The organism is Allobosea eneae (assembly GCF_042657265.1).
In the GTDB taxonomy this organism is placed as follows: Bacteria; Pseudomonadota; Alphaproteobacteria; order Rhizobiales; family Beijerinckiaceae; genus Allobosea; species Allobosea eneae.
Map to the genome: position 1 here is coordinate 53,086 of NZ_JBHSLW010000019.1, position 12,536 is coordinate 65,621.

The window sequence follows — 12,536 nt, forward strand, 5'->3', positions numbered from 1 at the left end:
GACAGAACCAGTGAAAGGAAACGCCATGAGCCAGAGACAGAAGCCGCCGTTCCGGGGCGACATGGTCGGCAGCCTGCTGCGCAGTGCGCCGGTGAAAGATGCCCGCGCCAAACATGCGGCCGGCGAGATCGGCCAGGCTGAGTTGACCGCGATCGAGGACGAAGAGATCAGGAAGCTCGTGCGCAAGCAGGAGGAGGTCGGGCTGCAGGCGGTGACCGATGGCGAGTTCCGCCGCGCCTTCTGGCATTTCGACTTCCTCGACGGCCTCTCCGGCGTCACCAGCTTCGAGACCGATTCAGGCATCCAGTTCAAGGGCGTCACCACCAAGGGCCATGCGGTCCGCGTCACCGGCAAGCTCGACTTCCCGGACGACCACCCGCATCTCGCCCATTTCAAGTTCCTGGCCTCGACGACCGATCGCGTGGCGAAGATGACGATCCCGAGCCCGTCCATGCTGCACTACCGCGGCGGCCGGAAGGCGATCGATCCGAGCGCCTATCTTCGGATCGAGGACTACTACGAGGATCTCGGCAAGGCTTACGCCAAGGCGATCAAGGCCTTCTACGACGCCGGCTGCCGCTATCTGCAGCTCGACGACACCAGCCTGTCCTATTTCTGCGATCCCGAGCAGCGCAAGATGCTGGCCGAGCGCGGCGACGACCCGGAACAGCTGGTCTTCATCTATCGCGACGTGCTCAACGCGGCGCTGAAGGCCAAGCCCGCCGACATGCAGATCACCACCCATACCTGCCGCGGCAATTTCAAGTCGACTTTCATTGCCTCGGGCGGCTACGAGCCGGTCGCCGAGATGGTCTTCAACGAGATCAATGTCGACGGCTATTTCATGGAGTGGGACGATGATCGTTCCGGCGGCTTCGAGCCGCTGCGCTTCCTGCCCAAGGGCGACAAGCAGGTCGTGCTCGGGCTGGTGACGTCGAAGTTCGGCGAGATCGAGAGCAAGGACAACCTCAAGCGCCGGATCGAGGAAGCGTCCAAGTACGCGCCCCTGGAGCAGCTTTGCCTGTCGCCGCAATGCGGCTTCGCCTCGACCGAGGAAGGCAATGTACTCGCCGAGGACGAGCAATGGGCCAAGCTCTCGCGCATCCTCGAAGTGGCGAAGGAAGTCTGGGGATGAGCAGCGAGCCCTGCTTCGACATCGCCCATCTCGGCCATGTCGAGCTCTTCACGAACAGGCCGCAGGAGAGCCTCGACTTCTTCGTCGAGATCTTCGGGCTGACGGAGAGCGGGCGCGAGGGCGACAGCGTCTACTTGCGTGCCTGGGACGACTACGAGTTCCACACGCTGAAGCTCACCGCGGCGAAGACGACCGGTGTCGGCCATATCGGCTATCGCGCCTCGAGCGAGGCGGCGCTCCTGCGCCGCGTCGCGGCGATCGAGGCGATGGGCTGCGGCATCGGCTGGAGCGAGGGCGATCTCGGCCATGGCCAGGCCTATCGCTTCCGCGATCCGGACGACCATGTCTTTGAGATCTATTTCGAAACCAATAAGTACGTCGCTCCCGAGAAGGAGCGGCCGGCGCTCAAGAACCAGGCGCAGCGCAACCATGGCCGTGGCTGTGCCGTGCGGCGGCTCGACCATCTCAACCTGCTGGCACAGGATGTCGCCAAGATCCGCGAGTTCATGCCGAAGGCGCTGGGCAGCCGGGTGACCGAGCAGATCGTGCTCGATTCAGGCGAGGTCGGCGGCTGCTGGTTCACCGTCAACAACAAGAGTTACGACATCGCTTACACCCGCGACCATACGCCGGCGCGCGGGCGCTTCCACCATGTCACCTATGCCGTCGACCAGCGCGAGCACATCCTCGAGGCGGCCGATCTCTTCCTGGAGAACGGCGTCTTCATCGAGACCGGGCCGCACAAGCACGCGGTGCAGCAGACCTTCTTCCTCTACGTCTACGAACCCGCGGGAAACCGCGTCGAGATCGCCAACGCCGGCGCGCGCCTGATCCTCGATCCGGACTGGCAGGCGGTGACTTGGACGGAAGAGGAGCGGAAGAAGGGCCAGGCCTGGGGGCTGAAGACAATCGAGAGTTTTCATACCCACGGCACGCCGCCTTCGAAGGGTTAAGGGCGCTCCACGCGCGTGCGAGCGGTGGCGCGCCTCTGCTCCATGCCGCTGATGTGATATTGTCGGGGATGAAGGCTCGGCCTTCGCCTGCGGCGTGAACGGTCGTCCATAATCGGGCTCCCTTTCGCTTGCGGTGCGGTGCGTCCTGTTGAATCGTCCGCGCGGCCAGCCATAGCGGACCGAACGCCTGGCGAGGAAATTCAGAGCTGATGGATGCGACCTCCCAGGAACGGCTCGTCATCGTGGAAGACGATCCCGTCACCCGCACGGTCATCGCGGGCTACTTCACCGACCAGGGCTTCCAGGTCGAGGAAACCGAGACCGTCGTGCAGGCGCGGCAAGCGGTCCGGCGCGTCCGGCCGGACCTGATCTTCATCGATGTCGTCCTGCCCGACGGCGACGGCTTCGAACTCGCCCGCGAGCTCCAGTCGGTCTCCGACGCCGGCATCATCTTCGTGACGCAGCGCGACGCCGACGTCGACCGCATCGTCGGCCTCGAGCTCGCTGGCGATCACTATGTCAGCAAGCCCGTCGATCTGCGCGACCTGCTGGCCCGAGCCCGTTCGCTGCTGCGCCGGCGCCGGATCGAGCGCGACATGGCGCGCCGCAACACCGTCGCCACCTTCGGGCCGTTCACCGTCGATCTGCTGCGCCGCGAGCTCGCGACGATCAATGGCGATCCCATTCGCCTGACGCGAGGCGAGTTCGACCTGCTCGCCGCCCTCGTCGAGAGTGCCGGCCATCCGCTCAGCCGCGACTATCTGATCGAGGTCGTCAGCAACCGCTTCACCGATGTCGATGCGCGCAGCGTCGATGCGTTGGTCGCGCGTCTGCGCAGGAAGCTCGGGGACACCGGCAAATCGGGCGTCATCGCGACCGTCAGCGGCATGGGTTACAAGATCGGCGTGCCTGTGGAACGCGACGTCTGAGAGCTTGGTGGCGCGGCAGGCGCTTCACCTGCCAGCTCGGTCACGGCGTCTAGCGCCTCGTCTCTCGCCTGTCCGAGCATTTCGACCGCGGCAGCGAGCGCTTCGCGACCAGTATCCCGCGCATCGCGTTCCAGCGCGCTGGCGAGAGCAAAGAGCCGTCCGAGCCCGACCGCCCCGGCCGAGCTCGCCAACTGGTGCGCCAGCCGTCTGAGCTCGGCTCGGTCGGCGGCCCGCGAAGCAGCTTGCATTCCCGTCAGGATCGTCTCCGACACGCTCGCGAACAGCGTTACGAGCTGGCGCGTGCGCGCCTCCCCGATCAGGCTGCGCTGGGCCCGAAAGAAACCCGCATCGACCGGCCCGTCGCCAGAGAGGGCGACGTTCGGACTCCGGCCGCCATGGCGCTCGCCATGGCCGATCACCTGCAACAGGGCGACGGAGGTGATCGGCTTCGACAGGATCGTGGTCAGCCCCACCGCGCGCATGCGCCGCATCGTCTGCGGCGAAACGTCCGCCGTGAGGGCAACGATCCGGGGCTGAGCGATGCCCGGCAGCCCGCGGATCGCCCGCGCGGTCTCGACTCCGTCGATTCCGCCCATGTGCATGTCGAGCAGCACGAGATCGAAGCTGCGCTTGCCGAGTGTCTTCAGAGCCGCTTCGCCGGAAGCTGCGGCCTGCACCTTGTGGCCGGCCTTGCCGACCATCAAACGCGCGACCTCGCGCGTCACCGGATCGTCGTCGACCACGAGGACACGCTGCAGCTGTCCGGCCGTGACTTCGCCCGGCCGGGCCGCGGCTCTGGCCGCCGCTATCGGCAGCTTGACCAGGAAGGTGCTGCCCTCCCCTTTCTGGCTGATCACGGAGATGGAACCGCCCATCAACTCCGCCAGCTTGGCGCAAATCGCCAGGCCAAGGCCGACGCCGCCGTTGCGCCGCCCCGTCTCCGGATCGACCTGCACGAAATCCTGGAATATCCGCGGCTGCATCGCCGGATCGATGCCGATGCCGGTATCGCGCACCTCCAATGTCAGCTCGAGCCCCTCGGGCGAGAAGACGCGCTGCAATTCAGACCCGAGCACGATCTCGCCCTGTTCGGTGAAGCTGATCGCATTGCGCAGCAGGTTGATCAGGATCCGGTGGATCTTGCCGGCATCGCCGTGGAGGCGCAGCACGGCCGGCGGCGGACGGAGCGTGAGGGCGAGCCCCTTCTGCTCCGCCTGCGGCCGCATCAGCGCCACCGCCGCGTTCAGGAGAGCGCCGAGATCGAAATCGCGCCGGTCGATACCCTCGATTCCGGCCTCGAGACGCGACAGGTCGAGGGTCGCATTGGCGAGATCGACCAGGGCTTCCCCGGAAGTCGCAGCCATGGCGATCAGACGGCGGTCGCGCTGGCTCAAGCGCCGGCGGTCGATCAGTTCGAGGACGCCGAGCACGCCGGACAGCGGCGTGCGGATGTCGTGTCCGACCACAGCCAGAAACCGGGATTTCGCCCGCGTCGCCTCTTCCGCCTTTTTTTGCCCGGCGGAGGCGAGCTGCAAGGCCTTCGCCAGGTCCGCAGTCCGCTCGGCAACCTTGTCTTCCAGGGCGGCACGGCTTTCTGCCAGGCGCGCGGCCATCACGTTGAACTGCTCGCCCAACTGCTGCAGCTCGTCGCCCGTGCGGATGTCGATCCGCGCGTCCAGCTCGCCCCGGCCGATCCGTGCGGCACCTTCGCCGAGAGTCTTGATCGGTGCGACGAGCTTCCGGCTCAGGGCGATGCCGGCCAGCACCGCGACGAGCAAAGCCAGCGCCAGCAGCACGAGCGAGCGCAGGATCGACGCATGGATCGGCGCGAACGCCTCGCTCTCCGGCAGGTCGATCACCACGTTCCAGTCGAGGTCGGGCACTGCGGCCATGACGGACAGGACCCGCCGCCCCTCGATATCGACCACCGAAAGCCCCGCTCCGGGCGCGCCGGCGGCCTCATGCGCGCCGACGAGCCCGGCGAGATTGGTGTTCCGGAGCACGAAGCGCAGATCAGGATGAGCAATCAACCGTCCCGAGCGCGTCACGATATAGGCGCGCCCCGCCTCCCCCACCTTGAGCCGCGAGACCAGTTCCCGGATGAAGACGAGATTGACGGTCGCACGCGCAACCCACTGCGGCGGCGACGCAGCTCGCCGCAGCAGCACCATATGCGGTTCTGAGCCGCGCCGGAAATCGACCTCGCCGTAATGACTGCCCCGGACAAGTGCGGCCCGGAAGCCCGGGTCGGTCGACCAATCGGTGCCGCTGCCCACGCGATCCCGCGCTGAGCGCGAGAGTGAGAGCTGCTCGCGCCCGGCCTGATCGATCTGGCGCAGTTCGAGCACGGCCGGCGCCTGCCGCATCAGCCGCAGACCGTCGAGTCGGCGCTCCTCGGGCGAGTTGGCGCTGGCGCCGCTTTGCGAGGACCAGTCGAGATGCTCCATGATGCCGGCGACGAACGCGCCGATCCTCTGGGCGGCCGCTCGCGCCTGCTCCTGCTGCACCCGGACCAGCAGCGCTCGTTGATCCGAGAACGCGAAGAATGTCGCGATCGCGGTATTGAGGCCGAGCGCGAGGCAGATCGCCACCCCGACGAAGATCGCGTATTTGCGGACGAGCTCGCTGCGCCGGCGGGGCGGCCCGCTATCCGCTGCCGTATCCGGCGCCGTCACGACAGAATCCGTTGCGCGCGGATCCGCAACGAAGCCGGCAGAGTCAAGCCTAGGGCTTCCGCAGCCTTTTCATTGATGACAAGCTCGAAGCTGCGCGAGAACTGCACCGGCAACTCGGCGACATTGGCGCCGCGCAGGATAAGATCGATATAGGAGGCGATCAGCTCGCCGGTCTCCTCCCGCGCGCCGGCATAGGACATCAAGCCGCCCTGTAGTGTGAAGGTGTCGAAAGGATAGACAGCGGGTAGAGCCAGCCGCGCTGCGGCAGCGGTGCAGAGTGCCGCGTTGCGGAAGGTGAAGCTGTCTGGAAGGAAGATCAGGCCCCCGCCGGCTCCTTTTTCGGCGAAACCGGTGATCACGCCGTCGATGGTGGAAGGCTCGGTGACGTGGAGAATCGCCAAGGTCGCCGCGCCCGCGGGCATGGCCGCTTGCAGGCGCGCAAGATAGGTCTCGCCGGCGGCAGGTGTCGTGCGCGGGTTGAAGACCACGCCGATGCGCCGCGTCCCGGGGGCGATCTCGGTCAGCAGCTCGACCCATTTCTCCGACATCACGGGATCGTTGTTGCTGAAGCCCGTCGCATTCCCGTCGGGACGTTCGAGCGAGCGCACGAAGCCACTCCCCACCGGATCGGATGCCGTTCCGAACAGGACAGGAATCTGGCGGGTTTCGGCCAGCACGGCCGCCGTTTCGGCGCTGGAGCCGACGACGATGATGTCGGGCCTGCCGCGGACGATCTCAGCTGCGGCGCGAGCCAGCTCAGCCGCGTTCGTTCCCCAGAATCGCGCGCTCAAACGCAGGTTCCGCCCATCGACCCAGCCCCGCTCGGCCAGCAACTGATGCAGTTCGGCCAGCCGCGTGCGCGCGATGGGATGGTCGAGCGGCAGCCCGACGATGATCGAAACCCGCTTCGCAGGCTCAGCCGATCCGGCCGTGCGCATCGTTGTCGCAAAACCGCATGTTGCCAGGGCAGCCAGGAGGGAGCGGCGATGCATGTCGCGAACCGAATGAAGCGGGAGGCCGGCTGCCCCTGGCGGACAGCTTGGCATGGCGCCCCGGGGCGCGTCGAGGGCGGCGATGTGCGGTAGGGCGGCCGGCCTCCCGCCTTCCTCAGAATCTGAGTTCGACTTTTCCTTTGAGGGCGCGGTCTCTTGCGCGTTCGGCGATCGCTGCGGAGTAGGTGAGCCGAGCGCGCCTATATCGGTGATCACAGCCCCCCAGCCGCCAGCACCGCCGCCACCACCCACGCCCGCGCCGCTGCCGCCATTGCCGCCGGCGCCGCCATTAGCCATGGCGACGCCAGTTGCGCCAAGCAGCCTAATGCCGAGGGTCAGGAGCGTCAGGCCGGAAGGCGCCCTCGAGGCCCCGAGCGCGCCGCGGCGCGGGAACGGAGAGCCGGCCGCAGCTCCGACGCTGAGGGCTCGACGCGACGTCAGTCTCGTGAATGAGGCCGCTGGAGCGCTTCTTGTTCCTGTGACGGCTCGACACCGGGCAATTCAAAAGGGTTAATCAATTACAAATTGAGCGATCGAACTTTCCGCAACGGAAAGCGCTTCGGAGACAATTTAGGGTTCAGCGATTTTCCGGCCATTTGGCGTGCCTGCTACATTTCGGGGCAGCGCATCGTGCCGCTCGCGCGACAGCGCCCGCCGCTCCAGCCATGACTCACGATGAGAACCGCGGCGAAATGGCCAGCAAAGTCAAAGACGTATCCGGACATCTCGCCCCTTGTCCCGCAGCGAAGACGCCAAATTGTCGCGTGGGCGACGCAATGAAAAGCCGTTCACATTCAAAAATGGCCATGCGCTGTTGCCGATCCGCTGCAGGAGCCGACAGCGTCGCGCCGGCGCGAAGCGACGATCGCCATCTCACCGTGCACGGCCACAATCGGCCAGAGCGCTATGACGATCAAAGCGGCATGGCGATGCGCTCGAATTCCCTGCCGCCACGATCAAGGGCTCAGCGGACCGCAGCGGCTCAGATCAAAAATCTAAGCCCGCCCCAGATGCCCGGAGCGCGACTGCCCGACCAGCTGGAAGGCGGCCCCAACGGGACTGGGAGCGAAGCGAACTGGCGCGAGATAAAAGAAGTGGCGGACAGGGAGGGATTTGAACCCCCGATACCCTTGCGGGTATGCCGCATTTCGAGTGCGGTGCATTCAACCACTCTGCCACCTGTCCGCGGTCGCTCTGGTCGAAGCGGGCTGGTTACTACACATTGCGTCCGCCCGGCACAAGCCTTTCCGACACGATGCGTCCACAACTCCGTCATCGCCCTGAAATCCTTCGCCGCCATGCTGCTTTTCCTTGACGGCTCGCCCCTGCGCGACTAGGAAGCGGCGTCCGGCGTGGGGAAACCCGCGCCTGATCTCTTTTGGCTGCCGCCGACCGTGCCGCTTCGATGCGGCGGATGCAGCGGCACGTGAAGAGCAAACCCGACCACGCAACCGACTGCCAAAAAGCCGTCCCGCGTGCGCCCTTTCAGGGCACATGACAGGGCGGGGCTCAACATGGAGAACACTAAGATGTTCGCAGTCATCAAGACCGGCGGCAAGCAGTTCCGCGTCGCCGCCAACGACCGCATCACCGTCGCCAAGATCGAGGGCAACCCGGGCGACACCGTCGCTTTCGGCTCCGTCCTGATGCTGACCGATGGCGAGAAGTCGACGATCGGCGCTCCCTTCCTCGGTGACATCACCGTCGCCGGCGAGATCGTCGAGCAGGCCCGCGGCGAGAAGGTCATCGCCTTCAAGAAGCGCCGCCGCCAGAATTCCAAGCGCAAGCGCGGCTTCCGCGCCGAGCTGACCGTGGTGCGCATCACCGACATCCTCACCGGCGGCAAGAAGCCGGAGATGAAGAAGGGCGAAGCCGCCCCCGTCGCGCTCAAGGCCGGCAGCGAAGCCGTCAAGGGCAAGGCTGCGCCGAAGAGCGCCAAAGCCGAAGCGAAGGCCGAGGGCCTCGACGCGTCGAACCTCTCGCTGATCTCGGGCGTCGGCCCGACCATCGAGAAGAAGTTGCGCGCCGCCGGCATCACCTCGTGGAACGACATCGCCGCCTGGACCGAGGCCGATGTCGCCAAGTGGGACGAGGAGCTCAAGCTGCGTGGCCGCGCCACCCGCGAGGAGTGGGTCGAGCAGGCCAAGGAGCTGCTCGCCGGCAAGCCGCCGCGGGCCAAGGCCGACCAGGCCGAGCTCGCTTCCGGCGAGGACTACTGACCGGCGCTGACAGGCACCGCGCAGCTTCACGCCCGGTCGGGGTGGCTTTCGCCGCCGATTCGGGTTACACGGACTGAAGAGTTTTTGAGGTAGGGCGTTATGGCTCACAAAAAGGCAGGCGGCTCGTCCCGCAACGGTCGCGACTCCGAAAGCAAGCGTCTCGGCGTGAAGCGCTTCGGCGACCAGGCGGTCGTGGCCGGCAACATCATCATTCGTCAACGCGGCACCAAATGGCACGCCGGCGTGAACGTCGGCATGGGCAAAGACCATACGCTCTTTGCCACGTCGAACGGTCGCGTCCGATTCACGACGAAGCTCGGCCGAGCTTTCGTGAACGTAGTCCCGGCCCAAGAGGCCGCAGAATAAACGGCGGATAGGGAATGTTCTCGATCCGCCGGTTCCATCGAACCGGACGGATCAAGGGAATAAGAGCCCCAAGCGGGTTTCCCGAAGGTCAAGCGAGGGGGAGATGGGACCAATGCCCAGCTCCCCCTTTCGTTTGCGCCGACGGAGAGACCAGATGTTCCCCGAATTGACGAGAGACGACGTCTTCCGGCTCGAGACCCGGCGGCTGTGGCTGCGTTGGCCGCGGATCGCCGATGCCACCGCCATCCTACGCCTCGCCGGCGAGAAGGCTGTGGCCGAGATGACCGCCTCGATTCCGCATCCCTATCCGACCCAGGCAGTCGATCCCTTCGTCTTCGCGACGCGCAAGGGCAATGCGCTCGGCGAGCACCTGGTGCTGGCGATCACCCCGCGTGAGAAGCCGAACGACCTGATCGGCATGATCGGCGCGCACAAGCAGGCGACCGGACGGCCGTTCATCGGCTACTGGCTCGGCACGCCGCACTGGAACAAGGGCTATGCCACCGAGGCGGTGCAGGCGCTGATCGACACGATGTTCTCGCTGGTCGAGATCGATGCGGTCGAGGCCGACACCCGTGTCATCAACCCGGCCTCGCGCCGGGTGCTGGAGAAGAGCGGCTTCCGGCAGGAGGGTTCCTTCCTGAAGTCGCTGCCGGCGCGTGGCGGCCTGTTCCCCTGCGAGCAGTTCCGGCTCGACCGCTCGACCTGGGCGGCGCTGAAGAGCTGGAGCGCCTCCGGCTGGGCGCCGCTGCCGGCGGCCGAGCAGCAGCAGCAGTCGGAGCGCTTCAGCGACGAGCCCTGCATGGCTTGAAGCGTCCGGTCCCGCCCTCGGGCGGGACCGGCAATTTGGTCACCGCATCAGGCCGGCTGAGCGCAGCGCATCCTCGATGATCTTGCGCACACCGGCGGCTGCAGGTGGCGCAGCCCACTTGTTGGTCTGGCGCGGCCGTTCAGGCTCCTGCCACGCCGGACCGGCAGCCATGGCCGGCGCTTGCGCCGGAGGGGAAGCGACCGTCACCCCTATATTCGCCCTGCCCTTCTCGACCTCGCCGGCAAGCAGCCCCCAAAACCCGGCGATCCGCTGTGTCGAGGAAATGCCGGCGGCCAGCATATACGGCCCCGGTCGGCCGATACCGTCGCCGGCGATCGGCGTGCCATGGCCCATTCCGGCGATGCTGTACTCCTCGACCAGATCGCGGCCGTCGGCGTCCCGCCAGACCCGGCGCCGCTGGCCGTCCACCACTTCGCTTGCCGATGGCTCGGAGCGCAAGCCGTGAACGCCGCGCCATTGCGTGATCAATGCTGCGGCATTGGCGGGACTGACGGTGCGGTCGGCGCTGCCCTGCCAGATCGAGATCGTCGGCCAAGCGCCTTCATGCCGGGAGGCGGAGCGCACCAGATCCTGCAGCCTTTTCTCCCCAGGCAGCCCATGGGCCCGCATGCGATCGAAGGCTTCGGGAATGGTACCCGCGACGCCATAGGGCAGACCTGCAATGATCGCACCACCGGCGAAGTGCTCGGGATAGGTCGCCAGCATGACGGCGGCCATGGCCCCGCCCGCCGACAGGCCGGTGATGAAGACGCGGCGCCGGTCGAGGCCGTGGCGCGTGATCATCGTTTCGATCATCTGGCTGATCGACAGCGCCTCGCCCTTGCCGCGCTGCGTGTCGCCGGGCTCGAACCAGTTGAAGCAGAGATTGGCGTTGTTGGCGCGCTGCTGCTCGGGAAACAGCAGCCCAAAGCCGTCGCGATCGGCCAGCGTCGACCAGCCGGCGCCGAGGTCGTAGCCAGAAGCGGTCTGGGTGCAGCCATGCAGCACCACGACGAGCGGCGCGCCGGGGGGAAGCTCGGGCGGAAGATGGGTTCGGGCAAGCAGCGCGCCGGGATTGCTGCCGAACTCCGGCAAGGTGCCGAGGCGGCCGGACATATCGGGGCCCGCCCCGGTCCCAAGCTGCGTACGGTAGGCCGAGAGTCGGGCGATCGTGTCGGAGAGCTTTCGCATCGTCATGGCCCTTGCTTCGTCAGCCGCGGAGTGGGGCTGGCGGATGACAACCCCCGAGATGGGCATTCGTTGCTGCACTGCAACATAATTCTGCATGAACTGCGATTCGGGGCGCCCGGAGAGGCGGGCGACGCATTGCTCTCGCGCGCTCATGCGACTACCTACTCCCTCATGAAATTCCTCGACCAAGCCAAGATCTACGTGAAGGCCGGCGACGGCGGCGCCGGGTGCGTCTCGTTCCGGCGCGAGAAGTTCATCGAGTTCGGCGGACCCAATGGCGGCGATGGCGGGCGCGGCGGCGACGTCGTGGTCGAATGCGTGCAGGGCCTGAACACGCTGATCGACTTCCGCTTCCAGCAGCACTTCAAGGCCCGGATCGGCGAGCACGGCATGGGCAAGGACCGGCACGGCGCCAATGGCCCGCCGATCGTGCTCAAGGTGCCGCCGGGCACCGAGATCCTCGACGAGGACGGCGAGACGCTGATCGCCGACCTGACCGAGCCCGGCCAGCGCTTCGTGCTGTGCAAGGGCGGCAATGGCGGCTTCGGCAACGCCTATTTCAAGACCTCGACCAACCAGGCGCCGCGCCACGCCAACCCCGGCCTGCCGGGCGAGGAGCGCTGGGTCTGGCTGCGGCTCAAGCTGATCGCCGATGCCGGCCTGGTCGGTCTGCCCAATGCCGGCAAGTCGACCTTCCTCGCCACGGTGACGGCGGCCAAACCCAAGATCGCCGACTATCCCTTCACCACGCTGCATCCCGGCCTCGGCGTGGTCCGCGTCGACGCGCGCGAGATGGTGCTCGCCGACATTCCCGGCCTGATCGAAGGGGCGCATGAGGGCCACGGCCTCGGCGACCGCTTCCTTGGCCATATCGAGCGCTGCCGCGTGCTGCTGCATCTGGTCGAGGGCACCAGCGAGCATGCCGGCAAGGCCTACAAGACCGTGCGCAAGGAACTCGCCGCCTATGGCGCCGATCTCGACGAGAAGCCGGAGATCGTCGCGCTCTCCAAGGTCGACGCGCTGACGCCCGAGGTCCGCAAGGAACAGCTCGCCCGGCTGAAGCGCGCCTGTGGCCGCACGCCGATCGCTCTGTCGGCCGCATCGGGCGAAGGCGTCGAGGCGGCACTGCGCGCCGTCTTCGCCGTGGTCGAGGAAGCGCGTGCCCAGGAGGCCAAGGACGAGACCCCGGCAGAGGACACCGGCTGGCATCCTTGACGCCACTGGCAAGCGCGAGCAGCGACACGCTCGGGCTCGCCCCGAACATG

At 66.8% G+C, this 12,536-nt stretch carries 10 protein-coding genes and 1 tRNA gene; 7 read left to right on the plus strand and 4 right to left on the minus strand.

Translation table 11 applies throughout. The annotated features are described in order from the left end of the window. The first annotated feature begins 25 nt into the window (after positions 1 to 25). The 3 genes from ACFPOB_RS14215 to ACFPOB_RS14225 all read left to right on the plus strand — a co-directional run bounded on the left by ACFPOB_RS14215 (position 26) and on the right by ACFPOB_RS14225 (position 3,017). Positions 26 to 1,135 (plus strand): 5-methyltetrahydropteroyltriglutamate--homocysteine S-methyltransferase, encoded by a 1,110-nt coding sequence (locus ACFPOB_RS14215; RefSeq protein ID WP_377799118.1) that lies wholly within the window; start codon positions 26 to 28, stop codon positions 1,133 to 1,135. Further along, complete coding sequence (locus tag ACFPOB_RS14220; RefSeq protein ID WP_377799119.1) at positions 1,132 to 2,088, plus strand: catechol 2,3-dioxygenase; 957 nt, start codon at positions 1,132 to 1,134, stop codon at positions 2,086 to 2,088. The genes ACFPOB_RS14215 and ACFPOB_RS14220 overlap by 4 nt, the downstream gene beginning before the upstream one ends. 209 nt (positions 2,089 to 2,297) lie before the next feature. After that, entirely contained in the window at positions 2,298 to 3,017 is a 720-nt protein-coding gene (locus ACFPOB_RS14225) for a response regulator (RefSeq protein ID WP_377799120.1), read from the plus strand. Here ACFPOB_RS14225 and ACFPOB_RS14230 read toward each other — a convergent pair. The 3 genes from ACFPOB_RS14230 to ACFPOB_RS14240 form a co-directional block, all read right to left on the minus strand. Then, the gene (locus tag ACFPOB_RS14230; RefSeq protein WP_377799121.1) at positions 2,981 to 5,692 is read right to left on the minus strand and encodes an ATP-binding protein; all 2,712 of its coding nucleotides are present in this window, start codon (positions 5,690 to 5,692) and stop codon (positions 2,981 to 2,983) included. The two genes, ACFPOB_RS14225 and ACFPOB_RS14230, sit on opposite strands and share 37 nt — an antisense overlap. Beyond that, on the minus strand, positions 5,689 to 6,684 hold the full coding sequence (locus ACFPOB_RS14235) for an ABC transporter substrate-binding protein (RefSeq protein ID WP_377799122.1): 996 nt from the start codon (positions 6,682 to 6,684) through the stop codon (positions 5,689 to 5,691). The genes ACFPOB_RS14230 and ACFPOB_RS14235 overlap by 4 nt, the downstream gene beginning before the upstream one ends. A gap of 1,095 nt (positions 6,685 to 7,779) precedes the next feature. Next, positions 7,780 to 7,869: transfer RNA gene (locus tag ACFPOB_RS14240), tRNA-Ser, on the minus strand. A 344-nt stretch (positions 7,870 to 8,213) separates the two neighbouring features. On the opposite strand from ACFPOB_RS14240, the gene ACFPOB_RS14245 reads away from it, so the two are divergent. The 3 genes from ACFPOB_RS14245 to ACFPOB_RS14255 all read left to right on the plus strand — a co-directional run bounded on the left by ACFPOB_RS14245 (position 8,214) and on the right by ACFPOB_RS14255 (position 10,080). After that, entirely contained in the window at positions 8,214 to 8,903 is a 690-nt protein-coding gene (locus tag ACFPOB_RS14245; RefSeq protein WP_377799123.1) for a 50S ribosomal protein L21, read from the plus strand. Positions 8,904 to 9,002: 99 nt separating this feature from the next. After that, positions 9,003 to 9,269, plus strand: coding sequence for a 50S ribosomal protein L27 (gene rpmA / locus ACFPOB_RS14250; protein WP_091842353.1), 267 nt, complete (start codon positions 9,003 to 9,005; stop codon positions 9,267 to 9,269). Between the two features lie 154 nt (positions 9,270 to 9,423). Continuing rightward, entirely contained in the window at positions 9,424 to 10,080 is a 657-nt protein-coding gene (locus tag ACFPOB_RS14255) for a GNAT family N-acetyltransferase (protein ID WP_377799124.1), read from the plus strand. A 39-nt stretch (positions 10,081 to 10,119) separates the two neighbouring features. Here ACFPOB_RS14255 and ACFPOB_RS14260 read toward each other — a convergent pair whose 3' ends face one another. Further along, the gene (locus ACFPOB_RS14260; RefSeq protein ID WP_377799175.1) at positions 10,120 to 11,271 is read right to left on the minus strand and encodes an extracellular catalytic domain type 1 short-chain-length polyhydroxyalkanoate depolymerase; all 1,152 of its coding nucleotides are present in this window, start codon (positions 11,269 to 11,271) and stop codon (positions 10,120 to 10,122) included. A 171-nt stretch (positions 11,272 to 11,442) separates the two neighbouring features. On the opposite strand from ACFPOB_RS14260, the gene obgE reads away from it, so the two are divergent. Further along, the gene (gene obgE / locus ACFPOB_RS14265; protein WP_377799125.1) at positions 11,443 to 12,486 is read left to right on the plus strand and encodes a GTPase ObgE; all 1,044 of its coding nucleotides are present in this window, start codon (positions 11,443 to 11,445) and stop codon (positions 12,484 to 12,486) included. Positions 12,487 to 12,536 lie beyond the last annotated feature (50 nt).